General features: G+C 51.7%; 13 protein-coding genes. 9 read left to right on the plus strand and 4 right to left on the minus strand.

Features of this window, described 5'->3' with window-relative positions; translation table 11 throughout:
• Positions 1-9 precede the first annotated feature (9 nt).
• From DFP95_RS20070 to DFP95_RS20100, 7 genes are all read left to right on the plus strand, one after another.
• Positions 10-1,011: an S-layer homology domain-containing protein gene (locus tag DFP95_RS20070; protein ID WP_115994476.1), complete on the plus strand. Its 1,002-nt coding sequence runs from the start codon at positions 10-12 to the stop codon at positions 1,009-1,011.
• Positions 1,012-1,279: 268 nt separating this feature from the next.
• Positions 1,280-3,055 (plus strand): sensor histidine kinase, encoded by a 1,776-nt coding sequence (locus DFP95_RS20075; RefSeq protein ID WP_115994477.1) that lies wholly within the window; start codon positions 1,280-1,282, stop codon positions 3,053-3,055.
• A complete protein-coding gene (locus tag DFP95_RS20080; RefSeq protein ID WP_115994478.1) occupies positions 3,048-4,727 on the plus strand; it encodes a helix-turn-helix domain-containing protein in 1,680 nt (559 codons plus the stop codon). The genes DFP95_RS20075 and DFP95_RS20080 overlap by 8 nt, the downstream gene beginning before the upstream one ends.
• 144 nt (positions 4,728-4,871) lie before the next feature.
• Entirely contained in the window at positions 4,872-6,584 is a 1,713-nt protein-coding gene (locus tag DFP95_RS20085) for a type 2 periplasmic-binding domain-containing protein (RefSeq protein WP_115994479.1), read from the plus strand.
• A gap of 70 nt (positions 6,585-6,654) precedes the next feature.
• Positions 6,655-7,551 (plus strand): ABC transporter permease, encoded by an 897-nt coding sequence (locus DFP95_RS20090; RefSeq protein ID WP_115994480.1) that lies wholly within the window; start codon positions 6,655-6,657, stop codon positions 7,549-7,551.
• Positions 7,552-7,566: 15 nt separating this feature from the next.
• Positions 7,567-8,460 carry an ABC transporter permease subunit gene (locus tag DFP95_RS20095; RefSeq protein WP_115994481.1) on the plus strand — a complete coding sequence of 298 codons (894 nt, stop codon included), beginning with the start codon at positions 7,567-7,569 and terminating at the stop codon, positions 8,458-8,460.
• Between the two features lie 178 nt (positions 8,461-8,638).
• Positions 8,639-8,836 carry a hypothetical protein gene (locus DFP95_RS20100; protein ID WP_115994482.1) on the plus strand — a complete coding sequence of 66 codons (198 nt, stop codon included), beginning with the start codon at positions 8,639-8,641 and terminating at the stop codon, positions 8,834-8,836.
• A 66-nt stretch (positions 8,837-8,902) separates the two neighbouring features.
• Here the strand turns inward: DFP95_RS20100 and DFP95_RS20105 are convergent, their stop codons facing one another.
• The 4 genes from DFP95_RS20105 to DFP95_RS20120 are packed head-to-tail and all read right to left on the minus strand — an operon-like array spanning position 8,903 to position 12,174.
• Positions 8,903-9,757: an SDR family oxidoreductase gene (locus tag DFP95_RS20105; protein WP_115994483.1), complete on the minus strand. Its 855-nt coding sequence runs from the start codon at positions 9,755-9,757 to the stop codon at positions 8,903-8,905.
• A 3-nt stretch (positions 9,758-9,760) separates the two neighbouring features.
• The gene (locus DFP95_RS20110) at positions 9,761-10,744 is read right to left on the minus strand and encodes an electron transfer flavoprotein subunit alpha/FixB family protein (RefSeq protein WP_115994484.1); all 984 of its coding nucleotides are present in this window, start codon (positions 10,742-10,744) and stop codon (positions 9,761-9,763) included.
• A gap of 37 nt (positions 10,745-10,781) precedes the next feature.
• A complete protein-coding gene (locus tag DFP95_RS20115; protein WP_115994485.1) occupies positions 10,782-11,549 on the minus strand; it encodes an electron transfer flavoprotein subunit beta/FixA family protein in 768 nt (255 codons plus the stop codon).
• Between the two features lie 40 nt (positions 11,550-11,589).
• Positions 11,590-12,174: a fatty acid metabolism transcriptional regulator FadR gene (locus DFP95_RS20120; RefSeq protein WP_115994486.1), complete on the minus strand. Its 585-nt coding sequence runs from the start codon at positions 12,172-12,174 to the stop codon at positions 11,590-11,592.
• A 109-nt stretch (positions 12,175-12,283) separates the two neighbouring features.
• Between DFP95_RS20120 and DFP95_RS20125 the strand changes: the two genes are divergently transcribed.
• Together DFP95_RS20125 and DFP95_RS20130 are read left to right on the plus strand one after the other, a co-directional pair.
• Complete coding sequence (locus DFP95_RS20125) at positions 12,284-14,446, plus strand: heterodisulfide reductase-related iron-sulfur binding cluster (protein ID WP_115994487.1); 2,163 nt, start codon at positions 12,284-12,286, stop codon at positions 14,444-14,446.
• A 13-nt stretch (positions 14,447-14,459) separates the two neighbouring features.
• Positions 14,460-16,856 carry a 3-hydroxyacyl-CoA dehydrogenase/enoyl-CoA hydratase family protein gene (locus DFP95_RS20130; RefSeq protein ID WP_115994488.1) on the plus strand — a complete coding sequence of 799 codons (2,397 nt, stop codon included), beginning with the start codon at positions 14,460-14,462 and terminating at the stop codon, positions 16,854-16,856.
• Positions 16,857-16,859: the final 3 nt, after the last annotated feature.

The following is a 16,859-nucleotide window of genomic DNA, read 5'->3' on the forward strand; positions in this document are numbered from 1 at the left end:
CATCCTGTGATGATGCGGAAATGGTGTTTAAGCGCGCTGATCTTGACAATCCTATTTGTCACCTGGAGCATACCTGCTTCGGCAGAAAGCAACCCGACTTTCGAAATGAAATGGAGCGATACAAACGGAATTGTTAAAGTAACCGTTCAAGCCGATGGCCTCAAGGACATGTATGCTTTTGACTTGATTGTGACATTTGATTCGGGCCGATTGTCCTTCGTTTCCGGAGTAACGCAGTTGGAAGGCTTCGCCGTTCAACCGATCGTCAAAGGGAGTACAATTGAATTCGCACACACTAAGGTAGGCAGCGTGCCGGGTTATAATGGCAAGGCGGATCTGGTCACGCTGCAATTCAAGCGAGTGAAAAGCGGCGCTGCTACAATCTCGCTAAGCGAGTTCAAGCTCGTGGATTCCGAGTTGGCGCTTCACGAATTGCAAGCTGTAACAAGCGTCAACCTTCCGGCCGGAAAGGAGTATTTTACGGATATCAAAGGCCACTGGGCCGAAGCGACTATTATTCAGGCTGCGGAGCTTGGTATTGTAAGCGGTTATGACGACGGTACGTTCAGACCGAACCGTACCGTAACCAGAGAAGAATTTGCTGTTCTGCTTGTCAAAGCGCTTAAGCTTACGGGCGAAGGCGAAGATTTTGTTTTCACCGACTTAAATGTATTGAGTCTATGGGCCAAACAGTCGGTCGCGCTCGCTGTAAAAGCGGGGATTATCAACGGCTACTCGGATGGCACATTCCGTCCTAGAGGCGAAATTACACGCCTCGAAATGGCTTCCATGATTGCGAGGGCTTTGGATCTGTCTGTGAAGTCGAGCGGCGATACCGGATTTGCGGACGATTCCAGCATCCCGGCATGGGGGAAAGAAGCAGTCAAAAGCCTTGTACATTTAGGGATTATTAACGGCAAAAGTGCCAATCGGTTCGATCCGAACGGGAAAACGACCCGGGCGGAAGCGGTTACGATCTTACTTAGGATGCTGGAAAAGCAAGAGAAGTAACATTCGGTGACGCTTAGTGACCGGACTCAATCGCTTTTGATAAATTGAAGCAGTATAGGATAATAAGAGGCCCTAGTCCGACAGAACATCGGACCAGGGCCTCTTATCTGCGTTTCCGATACAATGGTGGCCGTCGTTTGTTTCTGAATGTGCGATAGAACACATAACGATCGCAAGAGTCCCACTCCAACAAAGGCATTACCCGCATTCGAAATCTGTGATAGAATCATGTGAATATTTTAAAACGCTTACATAGAGGGGATTACGGATGAACGACACGGGGGTTTTCTGGAAGCACTCGATCTTTACAAGGCTAATCGTTACGTTTCTCGTCAGCATGGTGCCGATATTCGTGCTCGGGATTTGGATGTATAAGTGGAGCAGCCAGCAAATGTCCGAGGAAATCTTCAAGTCGATGAAGCTGCAGGTCGAGTACTATATGGACAGCCTCGATCACGATATCCAGCGGATCCAGAAGCTGCAGTTCGATATGACGCAAGACGAGGATTTGAATCAGATCGCCAACGCCTCGCAGTATTTGGATAATTTCGAGAAAACGAAAGCGATTCTGCGAATTCATCAGAGGTTGTCCTCTATCAAGAATAGCAGCGGTTATATACAAGATGCCAGGGTGCTCATCCCCTCCTTAAATTGGTCCATCAACGCGGACGGACATTCAAGGGGCGTATACAGCGACATCTTGGGGGATGAGTTCGATGAGTTAAGGGTGTTGAAAAGCGATTCCGCCTCGCAGCTCGTGCAGTGGAAAGATCGGCTGCTGTTGTTGGCGGGTTTCCCGAATTATGCGCAAGGAGGCAAACCGCCTCTGTTCATCATCGAGATCGAGCTGTCCAAAACGGCCTTGAAATCGGCGCTGCTCCAATTGGACGGGTATAAGGACAGCGGATTCATGATGCGGCAGCCTTCGCAGCGGTTCGTGTTGGAAAACGTGAACGACGAGGTTTTGCGGGATCGATTAGTCGAACGGTTAAACGTTGCCGCGCAAGAAAGCAGGAACGGTTCGATCAAGCTCGAGCTCCACGGCCAACCCTATTTGATCGTATACACGAAGTCCGATTATACGGGAATTACGCTTTCCTATTTTTTGCCGCAGGAGGGTATTTTGAAATCGTTGAAAAGCTTGGTTACTTGGAACTGGATTTTCCTTTTTATAGCTATTATGATCACGGCGGTCTATTCCTTCTCCCTCTATCGGTTAATTAAGAGGCCGCTCGTCAAGCTGATCGGGTCGTTCAGAATGGTGGAGAGCGGGAATCTTCAGATTCGAATCGATTATGCCCACCGCGACGAGTTCGGCTACTTGTATAGACGTTATAACGCGATGGTCGAAAAATTGCAGAATCTGATCGAGCAAGTATACGAGCAGAAAATACTGAGCCAGAAAGCCGAATTAAAGCAACTGCAAACGCAAATCAATCCGCACTTTTTATATAACAGCTATTTTCTGTTGCACCGGATCATTAAGAAGGAAGACTACGCGAACGCACTGCGATTTTCAAAGGAAATCGGCCGGTATTTCCAGTTCGTGACGAGGAATGCGGCGGATACGGTAACGTTGGACAAGGAAGTCGAGCATGCCCGGATCTATGCGGAGATTCAAGCGATGCGATTTGCGGGAAGAATCGCGGTCGAATTCGCCGATTTTCCGGGGGGACTCGCGCACCTGGAGGTTCCGCGGCTTATTCTTCAACCGATTATCGAGAACGCATTCGAGCACGGACTTGAGAACAAGCAGGAAAATGGCTTGCTTGCCGTACGGTTCGAGCCGATTGCCGGAGGCATCGTCGTTACGGTCGAGGATAACGGGGAAGAGTTGTCGGAATCGGACTTGGACAATTTGTTGCCGAGCATACAGAGAGACAACGACTATTCCGAAGTTACCGGCCTATCGAATATTCATAGACGGGTTAGGCTGTTCTGCGGAGAAGGAAGCGGTCTGGCGGTTTCCCGTGCGGAAATCGGAGGGTTGAAGGTACGTCTTACGATTATTGCGGCGGAAGCGGGGGCTAGCGAACATGTATAGATTGATGATCGTGGATGACGAGAGACATATCGTAGATTGGCTGTACGAGTTGTTCATGGATACGCCGAATTTGGAATTGGACATCGTCAAAGCATACTCGGGCAACGAAGCCTTGCTTAAGTTGGAAGCATCCAAATTCGATGTCGTCTTGTCGGACATTCGTATGCCGGGAATGAGCGGATTGGAATTAATGGAGCAAATCAAGATGAGCTGGCCGGGATGCAAAATCGTTTTCCTTACAGGATACAACGATTTCGATTACATCTATAACGCGGTGAAGCAGAACGGCGTGAGTTATCTGTTGAAGACGGAAGACGACGAAGAGATCGTCGATGCCGTCAGGCAGGCGATCGCCGCGTTAGAGCAAGAGCTAGGCAATCGCTTATTGCGAAGTCGCGCTCTGGAACGAGAGGAACTTGTCGCCCACCTGATGCGCAAGGAGCTGCTGCTCGACGTCATCGATGGCAAGGTGCGATTGGCGGACGCGGATCGGGGTTGGCTGGACAAGCTTGCGATTCCTTTCGACGAGGAACGGCCGGTATTGCTGCTATTCGGCCGGGTACATGGCGGAATAGCCGGCGAAGATTACTCGGAGAAATTTCTAAGCATCCGGGGGCTCTCCTCGCTGACCGGACAATATATATCGTCGATTGCCACCCATGTGCTAGTCGATATCGACAAATTTGATTTTCTGTGGCTCCTGCAACCGACCGCGGAACTTATCTCGAATAACTCCGCATCCGATAGCGACGATAAGCCGTGGAGGAAAACGGCGCAATTCGTCAAAGGGATGTTGGAGACGCTGCAGATCGCGAGCGAAGAAGCGCTGGAGACGAAGATCTCGCTCGTGTTGTACGATCAACCGGTTCCATGGCCTTCGATACAAGAAAAATGCGACTTATTGAAATCCGTGGCCGACATCCGAATTCATTCTCCTAAGGGCATGCCGATCGTTTGCACGATTAGCGCAGACGAAGCATCGGAGTTGGATGCGGCCAATAAACTGGCCGTGGACGGCAGCCTGTATGCCAGGAAAACGGCAGTTTTGCAGGATTATCTGGAACAAGGGCTTCGGAAGGAGTTTTTCGAAAAGCTGGACGAAGTGGACGAAGGCTTGAAGCACGTTTCCCGCATGCGCGATCTGTCCGCTACCCAAGTGTACTATACGATATCGCTGTTATTTCTGACCTATATCAACAGAAACCGCATAGCCGACAAGCTTGCCGAACGCATATCGTTAAACAAGCTAATCCCGTCCAACGGGTTCGATTCCTGGCGGGAATCGTTCGATTATTTGCGCGAGCTGGGCAGCGCCGTCTTCGCTTTGAAGGAAGACGAGCTGACCATTCGCGAGGACGAGTTGATCGAGCGCATTAAAGCTTTCGTACGAGGCAACCTTCACGGAGAACTGACGCTTGTTCGCATCTCGGAAAAAGTGAATTATAATCCTTCCTACGTTTCGAGATTTTTCAAGCAAGCCACGGGAATGAATCTGTTCGAATTTATTAATAAAGCCCGAATCGGCAAAGCCAAAGAGCTGCTCGAAGAGGGATCGCGTCCGATTCAGGAGATCGCAAGAGCCGCCGGGTTCGATTCCCCTCAATATTTCGCGACGGCGTTCAAGAAAACGACGGGCATGACTCCGAACGAGTATCGGAACCAGCTTTCCTGAATCGATCGCCGAAGCCGGTCAACGGATCAAACAAATGTAAACCGTTTGAACTATAAATCGTTGTTGGTGACGCTTACAATAATTCGTAGGGGCCCCTCCCGAGAGAAGAGATCGTAACGAACCGCATTTATTCAAGGAGGGTTTATGTTGAGACAAACGAAAAAAGCTCGCGTATCCGCAATCGTCGTGTGTTTACTGGTTGCGGCGCTGATCGTATCGGCGTGCAGCAAAAAAGAAAACGCAAGCTCTTCAAGCGCAAGTTCGGCCGCGCCGGCGACAGAGACATCCGCCGCTTCGCCGTCGGCGAGCGCAGCGAACGAAGACGGGCCGTGGACGAAATACGAGAAGCCGCTAGAAGTGACGACGGCGCTATCGACCAATACCGGCATTACGCAGCTCGGCAACGATTCTTACGACGACAACCTTTGGACTCGGGAAATCGAAAGCACTTTCAATATTAAAATGAAAAATCTTTGGACGGCGGACGCCACGCAGTTCAAGACGAAGCTGAACGTCAGCATCGCTTCCGGCTCATTGCCCGACGTCTACACGGTCGACAACGTCCAATTCGCTCAGGTCAACGCTTCGGGGCTCGTCACCGATATGACGGAAGCTTACGAGAAGTATGCTTCTCCGGAGCTGAAAAGGATTATGGATTCCGATAAAGCCGGCTTCGAATCGGGCATGGTCGACGGGAAGCTGATGGGCATCTCCGCCCAGCATTTCGGGATGATCAGCATTCCGAGCGTCGTCTGGATTCGCGACGACTGGATGAAAAAGTACAACCTCGCTCCTCCGCAGTCGATGGACGAACTTCTCCATATCGCGGAAGTGTTCACCACGCAGGATCCGGACGGCAACGGCAAGGACGATTCCTACGGCCTCGCGATCAACAAAAACCTCTACGACACGACGATTTCCGGAACGGGAATCGCGCTCGCCGACGGCATCCTCAACGCGTATCATGCTTTTCCTGCCGCATGGATCAAGGACGCGTCCGGCAAAATCGTTTACGGCTCGGTGCAGCCGGAGATGAAAGCGGGCTTGGCGGTTCTTCAGAACATGTACAAAAAAGGCTTGATCAGCAAGGAGTTCGGCTTGAAGGATACGGCTAAAATCGCCGAGGATCTCACCAACGGCAAAGTCGGCATGGAGATCGGCTCGAACTGGAACGGCTTCTATCCGGGACCGGACATCATTAAGAAAAACGGTGCCGAAGCGGTTCTGATGCCTTACGCGATTCCTTCCGCCGACGGCAAGCCCGTCCTGCAGCCGGGCAACTGGCCGGTAGGCTCGTACGTCGTCGCGAACAAAGATTTCGCGAACCCGGAAGCGGTTATCAAGCTCATTAACCTGTACGTCAAGCTCAACCTTACCAACGACGGCGAACAATATACTAACTTTAACGCGGGCGGCAGAGCTTGGCTCAGTCCGGTCAGCGTTAACGATCCGGAGCAGAGCACGCGGGAATACACTCAAATTTCGGAAGCATTGAAGACGAAGGACGTTTCGAAGCTGACCGCTTCTTCCGTTGGCAAATACGAGCAAGCGCTCAAGTGGGAAGAGTCGAAAGATCCGGACGGCATCGGCGGTTGGCTGCAAAACTCTTCGGTCGGCTCGTTCTCGATCCTTCAAAAGCTGTTCGACGAAGGCAGAGTGCTGCCTACGGAATATCGCGGCGTAGATACGCCGACCATGGCCGAGAAAAAGGCGACTTTGGAGAAATTGGAGAAGGAAGCGATTACGAAAATCATTATGGGCGCTTCGTTGGACGAATTCGACAAAATGGTCGATAGCTGGAACAAGCTCGGCGGCGAAGCCATTACGAAAGAAATGAACGATAAGTACAACAAATAAAGAAAAGGAGGCGAACGGGGAAATCTTCGGGATTTCTTCGTTTGCCTTCGCTTTTCGGAAGGAGCCGGAGATGCTGAAAATCGGAAATAGCCGGGAAACCCCGTTGCACCTTATGCTGCTGCCTTCGGTCGTGCTCGTGTTGATCTATAGTTACTTGCCGATGGTCGGATTGTTAATCGCTTTTCAAAAATTCAATCCCGCGCATTTGTTCGACTCTCCCTGGGTCGGCTGGGAAAATTTCAAATACGTGTACGACATGCCGGGTTCGATGCAAGTCTTGTGGAACACGCTGACGATCTCTTTGTTCAAGATTATCGGCCTGATCGTCGTGCCGGTCACGTTCGCGTTGTTATTGAACGAAGTCGGAAAATCCCTATTCAAGCGAACGTTCCAGACGCTCATCTATTTGCCAAACTTTCTGTCGTGGATCATCATGGCGGGCGTGCTGATCGATATTTTGTCTCCTTCGGAAGGCATAGTCAATAAGTCGCTAGGTTTGATCGGCATCGATCCGATCTATTTCCTAGGCGATGCTACCTGGTTTCCGATAACGATGATCGTTTCCGACGTATGGAAGGGCTTCGGGTTCGGTACGGTCGTTTACTTGGCCGCGCTGACGAGCATCGATCCCGCGTTATACGAATCGGCGCGCGTCGACGGAGCCGGCCGATGGAAGCAGACGCTGTATATTACGTTGCCGGGTATTACGCCGATCATCGTGCTCATGTCGGTCTTGAGCCTCGGCAACGTGCTGAACGCGGGCTTCGACCAGATTTTCAATCTATACAGCGCTCAAGTATACGAAACCGGCGATATCATCGACACTTTCGTCTACCGGCTCGGCATCGAACAGACGCAGTTCTCGCCGGCCACCGCGATCGGATTGTTTAAATCGGTCATTTCTTTCACTCTTATCGCGCTTTCCTATTATTTAGCCTCCAAGTTCGCGGACTATCGCATTTTCTAAGAAAGGATAGGATGGATGATGACACGCGATGACACTTTAGGAACCCGGCTGTTCGTTATTTTTAATTATTCGTTTCTGTCCTTGGTCGGGCTTATCTGTCTCTTGCCTTTTATAAATTTGCTCGCGACTTCCTTTAGCGGTAGTACCGCCGTTGCGTCCGGGGAAGTGAAGTTTTGGCCGGTCGATTTCACGTTGGCGTCGTACGAATTCGCCATGAGATCCAAACAGTTTTCCCAGTCGATGCTTGTGGCCGTAGAAAGGGTCGCGCTCGGCGTCGTCGTCAACATGCTGCTGACGATTCTCGCCGGCTATGCTCTTTCCAAGGAAAAGGGGAACTTTAAGTGGCGCAATTTCTATGCCTGGTTTTTCGTCGTGACGATCTTGTTCAGCGGCGGCTTGATTCCGTGGTACGTCGTCATTAGCAAAACCGGCTTGATTGACTCCATTTGGGCGTTGATTCTGCCAAACGCCCTTCCCGTGTTTAACGTCATCGTTCTGCTTAACTTTTTCCGCGGGCTGCCCAAAGAGCTGGAGGAAGCGGCTTTTATGGACGGGGCCAGCCATTGGACGGTGTTATGGAAGATCATTACGCCGTTATCGAAGCCCGCGTTGGCCACTTTGACTTTGTTCTGCATCGTTAACCATTGGAATTCGTGGTTCGACGGACTCATCCTGATGAACCGCACGGAAAATTATCCGCTGCAAAGCTATTTGCAAACGGTCATTATTAATCCGGAAAACATCATCAACCTGTCAAGAGGCGATTATGCCGATTTGCTCAATCTCGTTAACGCGAGAACGTCCCGCGCGGCTCAGTTGTTCATGGGAACGCTGCCGATTCTTCTCGTTTATCCGTTCTTGCAGAAGTATTTCACGTCGGGACTTGTTCTAGGAAGCGTCAAAGGTTGATTTACGTAACGGAGTGAAGCCGGACTTTATGGCTTCTCTTCTTATGATCACAGTGTTGGAGTTGTTCTTGGATTATCGGGGAGGCCATTAAAGGGTTGACTAGAAGGAAATGGAATTAGATAAGCGGGTAGAGACATATCAATAACGGAGGTTATGTTTCCCGAAGGAGGAAGAGGGAATGAAGCGTAGACAAAAGATGATACAAGTCTTTTTCCGACATCAGGAAGACGAATTGGAGAAAGAATGGACGATACACGTACCTGCTAAGAGCGAAATGCTTGCAATTGTCGTAGCTTGTAAGTGCTTTGTATCCGATGGGTTCGACCTTGATGACGTAATTGACGTGAGTACGATGCGATCGTATAGCTATTTATAAAGAAAAATAGGCTCCTGATGGATAACCTCAGAAGCCTGTTTTCTCGTTTTTGCTTAGTTCAATTGCTCACTTCCCTTTCCTAGTGAGAGCCGCCAACTCATCCCATTGCTGTTCGGTCACATCGATAAGGTCATTGAATTGACCCGCGCCTTGTAGCCACTCTCCGCCGTCGATCGTAACGACTTCGCCGTTCATATATCCCGCGTAGTCGGAGACTAAGAAGGCTGCCAGATTCGCCAGTTCTTCTTTGTCGCCGACGCGCTTCAGGGGGATGCGGTTGATCATCTTGTCCTGAATCTCGGGCGTCGGGGAAAGCCTGGACCAAGCTCCTTCCGTCGGGAAGGGTCCCGGCGCGATGGCGATTTGGCGGATTCCGTATCTAGCCCATTCCACCGCGAGAGATCGGGTTAAGGCCATTACCCCAGCCTTGGCCGCGGCGGATGGAACGACAAACCCGGAACCGGAAGAAGCATAGGTGGTCACTATATTAAGCATCGTTCCGCTCTGCCCTTGCTCGATCCAACGCTTCCCGACTTCCAAGGTCGTATAGAAGGTGCCATGAAGAACGATATTTAATACGGCATCTACCGCTCGGGGCGAGAGGCGCTCCGTAGGGCTGATGAAGTTGCCGGCCGCATTGTTAACGAGAATATCGATCCGGCCGAATCGCTGGCAGACCGCATCTACAAACTCATGGATTTGTACGGGATCCCGAACGTCGCAGCTCTTATAGAAGATGGCGCTTCCAGTAGAATCCATTTCGTGCGATGCCTGTTTGAGTACTTCCTCGCGTCTGCCGGCTATGGCTAGCTTAGCCCCTAGCTCGAGAAATTTTTCCCCCATGGCACGGCCCAAACCGGTAGCTCCGCCGGTTATGAGAACGACTTTGTCCTTTAATAGATCGTTCGCGAAGGGTCCCATCCTCTAGACCAACGCTTTCCGAAATTCTTGAGTAAGAAGAGGAACGACCTCGAACAGATCGCCGACGATTCCGTAGTCGGCAACCTTGAAGATAGGCGCTTCCGGATCTTTATTGATGGCGATAATGATGCGCGATTGGCTCATGCCGGCCAGATGCTGGATGGCGCCGCTTATGCCGCATGCGATATAGATTTCGGGGGTGACGACCTTACCGGTCTGCCCGATCTGCAGCGCATAGTTGCAATAACCCGAATCGCAGGCTCCCCGGGAAGCGCCAACCGCGCCTCCAAGCACGTTCGCCAGCTCTTCCAATGGCTTGAAGCCATCCTCGCTTTTGACGCCTCGCCCCCCTGAAACGATGATTTTAGCTTCCGTAAGATCCACTTTTCCCGTTGTTTTCCGAACGACTTCTTTCACTAGAGTATGAAGAGATGTAGGCGGAGTATATTCCACCTTAATGATTTGATCGTTCTGTAGTCCGGAGGAGGAGGGCTCGATGGCAGGAAAATTGTTAGGCCTAACGGTAACGACCCATGGGAAGCTCTGAAATTGCTTTTTCTCGAAGGCTTTTCCCGCGTAGATAGCTCTATTGAAAATAGCCCCTTCGCCGTTACCCTCTAAGGAGATGACATCGGACAACTGGCCGGCCCGAAGCTGCGCCGCGATTGCAGGCGCGAGGTCGCGACCCAAAGCGGTATGTCCGGTAAAAATCGCATCCGGTCGTAAAGAGTCGAGAAGGGGAATCAACGCTCCAACGTAAGCTTCCGGATTATAGTGCCGCAAGCCGTCGTGGTCGATCAGATGGATTTCGGATAGAGGATAGCCCGAAAGCTGGCTTGCCAAGGAATCGAGTTCGCTCCCTAGGAGGACGGCCGAAATTCGGTCGCCATCATGAGAAATCGTACGAGCTGCTTGAAGCGCTTCCAAAGTAACTTGACGAATTTTCCCGTCGCGGTGCTCCGCTATAATCAGATACGTATGGCTCATAAGTAGAATCCTCCTTAGATATCCATGTCGTCCGGAATTAAATGACTTTAGAGTTCGTGCGAAGCAATTGTACGATTTCGGCGGCTTGCGACGGTAGATCTCCTTGGAGAATTTGCCCGGCTATCCTTGCCGGAGGAAGGTTAATCTCGGTTTGTTTGGTTCTTGCCGTCAACCGTTCGGGATCAATGGCGAGTTCATCCAACGCGATATGGCGGAAAGGCTTTTTCTTCGCTTTCATGATACCGGGGAGCGAGGGATAACGCGGCTCGTTTAACCCTTGCTGGGCAGTGAACAGGGCAGGAAGAGAGACTTCCAATACCTCCAAGTCGCCCTCCGCGTCTCTCTCTACGTTTGCTTTTCCATTGAACAATTCAAGCTTCGTGACCGAAGAGACATGAGGAATTCCGAGAAGTCCGGCTAAGCGGATAGCGACTTGACCTGCCCCGTTATCAACCGAGAAGTTGCCTCCGAGGATTAGGTCGTAAGATTGATCCGCGAAGAAGGCCGCAAGCGCGACGGAAACGGAATATTCATCGGCGGGAATGCCGTCTCCCGAGAGAAGTACCGCTTCGTCGGCACCCATGGCGAGCGCGGTTCTTAGAGCTTCGGCGCTTCGTTCGGGACCAACGGAGACGACTATGACCTGGCCTCCGCTCGCTTCTTTGATCCGTATCGCTTCTTCTACCGCATATTCGTCGTAAGGGTTAATGACGAATTTGACTCCATCTTCGGAGACTCGACCATTCCGAATCGCGATCTTCTCCTCGGTATCGAAGGTTTGCTTGAGAATCACGTACACATTCATGGATATTGCTCCTCTCTATGATTACGAGCCGGTATGCGAATCAAGGCTTGAGAGCCTTTAGGAAAAACGCCGCGGTGCTATTAATCTGCGCGCTGAGAGAGTATTTGCGACCGGAAATGAGCCACGAAGTCACCGCCTCGTCGATTCCTCCGAAAATAAGAAGACGGGTTAATTTGACATCCAGCCCTTGGCGGAAGGTTCCTTCCTCCATCCCTTGAACCAATACGTCCTCGATTAATTGAATATATGGCTTGAGGGCTTGACCTATAGCTTTACGAAGCTCGAGCGAGCTTTGACGGAGTTCGATCTGGGTGACGTATGCGAAGTCCGGATTGTTCTCGAGCTCGCTATAATGGAGCTCGCATATTTTGCGAATCGCTTCATCCGCGGCGGTCGAAGCCTCCACGCTTTCTTTGAATTTGCCGACGAGCTCCCCAAGCCGCAAGCGGAAGAGGGAGACGAGAATATCTTCTTTGCTCTTGAAGTATAGATATATGGTTCCGTCGGCTACTCCGGCTTCGCGGGCGATCTTCGAAACCTGCGAGCCATGATAGCCGGTCTCGGCGAACACCTTAACGGCGGCGTCGATGATCCGATCGAATTTTTCCGTTTTTTTACTTGCCATTCGCTCACCTCGACGTAAGAATCAAACCAAAAACTGAATGAAGTGCCATTCATTTTCGAATCCGATCTAATGCAATCTACAATTCGACTTTCCGAAGGGACGGTTGCTCATGTTCTGGACGTGGACGCATTACATCCTATTTTTGCTGGCGGTTGGATATGCTCTTTCTTTATTTTACAGGGCCGTTTATCATCGGTACCTCTACATGAAGCTAGGGCAGCCCGAAGAGAGGTTCCTCGATTGGAAAAAGAGAGTAAGAGAGCTTGTCTCGCAAGGTTTAGGTCATCGGAAATTGCTGAAAGATCGCAAGAGCGGATTCATGCACCTCGTCATCTTCTACGGCTTCATCATCTTACAGTTCGGCGCTCTGGATCTTATTTATACCGGGCTATCCGGCGGTGACCCGCTCCCGATTCCCGGATACGCGGCCTTCGGTCTCTCGCAGGAGATTACGGTGCTGCTTATCGTGCTAGCAACCGGATACGCGGCTTACCGCAGATACGGAGAGAAGCTGAAACGGTTGAAGAAAGATTGGAAGCCGAGCATCGTATTGTTCCTGATTTTCTTCCTCATGCTATCGGTTCTTCTCTCGCTTGGTTTTCACCGAATATGGCTCGGGCATGAAGCTTCGGCTTACGCGCCGATATCCTCGATTATCGCTTCATTGTTCGATTTTCTATCAACAGGAGGCGCGAAAGCCTCGTTTTTCGCCTTCTGGTGGGCGCATTTGATTATCCTGCTTACTTTCCTCGTGTATATCCCGCAATCCAAGCATTTTCATATTATTACTGCGCCTATCAATATTTTTCTGGGACGAAGCGATCCGGTCGGAAGGCTTCGCAAGCTTGATCTGGATAACGAGGAGGCCGAATCGTTCGGCGTAGGCAAGATCGAAGATTTTACCCGGAAGCAAATGCTGGATTTCTACGCTTGCGTCGAGTGCGGGAGATGTACGAACGTATGCCCGGCGTCGAATACGGGCAAGGCGCTGTCGCCGATGCATCTCATCGTGAAGCTCCGCGATCATCTGACGGAGAAAGGCGCCTCGATCACCGCGAAGTCGCCTTGGATGCCGGCTTTGGCTTTCCCGACGGGAAATACGCAGCACCGCGGAAACATGGTTAGCGCTCATCCAGAGTGGTTCGCTCAACCGACCGAGAAAGCTTCTATAACGGACATCGCCCCAACGATGGCATGGCAGAAAGAAACCTGGCAGCCGTCGGATATACAAGCGGGGGAGATGAACTTAATCGGCGACGTCATGACGGAGGAAGAGATTTGGGCATGCACGACCTGCCGGAACTGCGAAGATCAATGTCCGGTAGCCAACGAGCACGTCGATAAAATTATCGATCTCCGCCGTCATCTCGTCCTGATGGAGGGCAGCATCCCGCAAGAGGGACAACGGGCGATGCAGAACATCGAAAGGCAAGGCAATCCATGGGGCATCAGCCGTAACGACCGCAGCAAGTGGGTGGAGGAGATAGGCGGCATTCCCGTTCCGACCGTTAAGGATAAGCCTGATTTCGATATCCTGTTTTTCGTCGGATCGATGGGCTCCTACGATAACCGTTCCCGTAAGGTATCCAGAGCTCTTGTGCGATTGCTGAACGAGGCCGGAATCGATTTCGCCATTCTCGGGAACGAGGAGAAAAATTCGGGAGATACCCCTCGCAGGATGGGAAACGAGCTGCTATTTCAGCAATTATGCCAAGAGAATATCGCGACCTTCCGGAAATACGGCGTGAAGCGGATCGTGACCGCATGTCCGCATACCTTCAATACGTTAAAGAACGAATATCCTGACTTTGGACTGGAGGGGGTCGAGATACTGCACCATACCCAGCTCCTCGAAGAGTTAATACGCTCGGGTAAGCTCAAACCGAAGCATGAAGTGAACGAAAGGATTACCTATCACGATTCCTGTTACCTGGGGCGTTACAACAATGTCTATGATCAGCCGCGGAACGTTCTGAGGGCGATTCCGGGCGTAGTACTGCTCGAAATGGAACGATCGCGGGAAAACGGAATGTGCTGCGGTGCGGGGGGCGGCATGATGTGGATGGAGGAAACCTCCGGCAAGCGCGTCAACGTGGCACGAACGGAGCAAGCGCTGTTAACGAACCCGACGATGATCAGCAGCGCCTGTCCGTTTTGTCTCACGATGCTCGAAGACGGCACTAAGCAGAAGGAGGTGGAAGATAGCGTTAAGGCACGCGATATCGCGGAGATTTTGGAGCAAGCCGTATTCGGTAAATCTATCATTAATTAGGAGGTAGAATCGTATGGCAGCCAATATTAGGAAAGCCGCCGTTATCGGCTCGGGCGTTATGGGGGCTAGCATTGCGGCGCAGCTTGCGAATGTCGGCATTTCAAGCTTGTTGCTTGATATCGTGCCTACAACGCTCACCCCGGATGAAGAAGCCAAAGGAGTATCGCTTGAGCACCCCGCAGTGCGGAATCGTTTGGCCGCGAATGCAATAGCTAAGCTCCCGTCGCTCAAGCCGTCGCCGCTATACGATGATTCCTTCGCAAGTCGAATAACGCCCGGTAATATCGAAGATCACCTTAGCCAAATCCGGAACGTGGATTGGGTCATCGAGGTTGTCGTCGAGAATCTAGCCGTTAAACGGGAGCTGCTTCGCAAAATCGAAGAGCACTGGAAGCCGGGTATTGTCGTCAGCTCCAACACGTCGGGGATCTCCATTAATGAAATGGCGGAAGGCTGCGGCGAGCTTTTTAAGACTCATTTTCTCGGTACGCATTTCTTTAACCCCCCGCGTTATATGAAGCTAATGGAAGTAATTCCCGGCGAGAACACGGATTCGGACATTGTGGCGCGGATCGTGGAAGCGAGCGAGAGAAGGCTTGGAAAAGGCGTCGTAATCGCCAAGGATACGCCGAACTTCATAGCGAATCGCATCGGGACTTACGGACTGCTCGTTACCCTTCAGGCCATGGTAGACAAAGGATTTACGGTGGAAGAGGTGGATGCCGTTACCGGCCCGGCTATGGGCAGGCCGAAGAGCGCGACGTTCCGAACGCTGGATCTTGTCGGGCTGGACACCTTCGTGCATGTGGCGAACAACGTATTCGACAAGGTCGACGGCGGCGACGAGAAGCTGATTTTCGAGCCTCCTCAAGTATTAAAGGATATGGTCTCGCGCGGGTGGATCGGAGAAAAGGCCGGTCAGGGCTTCTATAAGAAGATCAAGGGCGAACAAGGAAGCGAGATTCTGTCGCTCGATCTATCGACCATGGAGTATTCCGGAAGCAAGAAGCCCGCATCCGCCGCTCTGGAAGCCGCGAAAACCGCCAAAGGCGCCATCAATAAAACGAAAGCGTTGCTGGGCGCTAAAGATCGGTATTCGGAGCTAGCCTGGGAGATTCTGAAGAAGACGCTTGTCTATTCCGCTTCCAAGGTGGGAGAGATCGCCGGTTCGATAGCCGATATCGACAAGGCGATGAGGTGGGGTTTCAACTGGGAGCTCGGCCCGTTCGAGCTCTGGGACGCGATCGGACTCGCGAAATCCGTTGAACGCATGGAAGCCGAAGGAACCGTCGTTCCAAGCTGGGTCAAGGAATGGGTGGCCGCGGGAAACAGCTCGTTCTTCCTGAAGGAAAACGCAAAGCTTCTATACTTCAACGATGGGAAATATCGCGAGATGGATCAGTCTCCGGAAATTATCTCGCTTGCAACCTTAAAGGAACAAAACAAGGTCATTCGCGGAAACGGCGGCGCGAGCTTGATCGATATCGGCAACGGCGTGGCCTGTCTGGAATTTCATTCGCCGAACAACGCGATCGGCTCCGATATTCTGACGATGATTCAACAGAGCGTAGACGAGGTGCGTCTGAACTACGACGCGCTGATTATCGCTAACGAGGGACGCCACTTCTGCGTCGGCGCAAACATCATGCTGCTGCTCATGGAGGCGCAGGATGAGGAGTGGGACGAAGTCGACCGGATCATTCGGCAGTTTCAGAACACGATGATGAAGCTTAAGCACTTCGAGAAGCCGGTAATTGCCGCGCCGCATCTTATGACGCTCGGGGGCGGAGTGGAGGTTTGTCTTCCGGCCGACGAAGTATGCGCCTACGCGGAAACGTATTACGGCTTAGTCGAAGTCGGGGTGGGACTTATTCCTGCCGGCGGCGGCTGCAAGGAAATGGCTCTTCGTATTAGCAGAGCGAACCCGAAGCCGGAAATCGATTTGCAGCCCTTCATTAACGATATGTTCATGACCATAGGAACGGCCAAGGTTTCCACGAGCGCGAATGATGCCAAGCAGCTGGGGTATTTCCGTCCTTCGGATCGGGTAATCGCGAATCGGGATTATTTGATATACGAGGCTAAGCAGTCGGCATTGCGATTCGTTCAAGCCGGCTATGATGTCGCTCCAGCAGAGAAAATCAGGGTGGTAGGCGCCGACGGAAAGGCCGTTCTTAAGCTTGGCGCGTTAGCCATGAAACAAAGCGGCTACATTAGCGACCACGATTTGTTGATTGCGGGCAAGCTCGCGCACGTCATTGCGGGCGGCGACGTTCCATCGGGGACGTTGGTGACCGAGCAATACATGCTGGATCTGGAGCGGGAGGCGTTCCTTAGCCTGTGCGGCGAGCCGAAGACTCAGCAACGGATGCAGCATATGCTCGCCAAAGGGAAAGCTCTTCGCAATTAATTC

The sequence above is a fragment of the Cohnella lupini genome, from assembly GCF_003386205.1.
GTDB classification, from domain to species: Bacteria; Bacillota; Bacilli; order Paenibacillales; family Paenibacillaceae; genus Cohnella; species Cohnella lupini.

Excerpts from the sequence above, each read along its gene's own strand:
- DFP95_RS20070 (WP_115994476.1), top strand. The coding sequence starts at position 10 with ATGATGCGGAAATGGTGTTTAAGCGCGCTGATCTTGACAATCCTATTT.
- DFP95_RS20075 (WP_115994477.1), top strand. The coding sequence starts at position 1,280 with ATGAACGACACGGGGGTTTTCTGGAAGCACTCGATCTTTACAAGGCTA.
- DFP95_RS20080 (WP_115994478.1), top strand. The coding sequence starts at position 3,048 with ATGTATAGATTGATGATCGTGGATGACGAGAGACATATCGTAGATTGG.
- DFP95_RS20085 (WP_115994479.1), top strand. The coding sequence starts at position 4,872 with ATGTTGAGACAAACGAAAAAAGCTCGCGTATCCGCAATCGTCGTGTGT.
- DFP95_RS20090 (WP_115994480.1), top strand. The coding sequence starts at position 6,655 with ATGCTGAAAATCGGAAATAGCCGGGAAACCCCGTTGCACCTTATGCTG.
- DFP95_RS20095 (WP_115994481.1), top strand. The coding sequence starts at position 7,567 with ATGATGACACGCGATGACACTTTAGGAACCCGGCTGTTCGTTATTTTT.
- DFP95_RS20100 (WP_115994482.1), top strand. The coding sequence starts at position 8,639 with ATGAAGCGTAGACAAAAGATGATACAAGTCTTTTTCCGACATCAGGAA.
- DFP95_RS20105 (WP_115994483.1), bottom strand. The coding sequence starts at position 9,757 with ATGGGACCCTTCGCGAACGATCTATTAAAGGACAAAGTCGTTCTCATA.
- DFP95_RS20110 (WP_115994484.1), bottom strand. The coding sequence starts at position 10,744 with ATGAGCCATACGTATCTGATTATAGCGGAGCACCGCGACGGGAAAATT.
- DFP95_RS20115 (WP_115994485.1), bottom strand. The coding sequence starts at position 11,549 with ATGAATGTGTACGTGATTCTCAAGCAAACCTTCGATACCGAGGAGAAG.
- DFP95_RS20120 (WP_115994486.1), bottom strand. The coding sequence starts at position 12,174 with ATGGCAAGTAAAAAAACGGAAAAATTCGATCGGATCATCGACGCCGCC.
- DFP95_RS20125 (WP_115994487.1), top strand. The coding sequence starts at position 12,284 with ATGTTCTGGACGTGGACGCATTACATCCTATTTTTGCTGGCGGTTGGA.
- DFP95_RS20130 (WP_115994488.1), top strand. The coding sequence starts at position 14,460 with ATGGCAGCCAATATTAGGAAAGCCGCCGTTATCGGCTCGGGCGTTATG.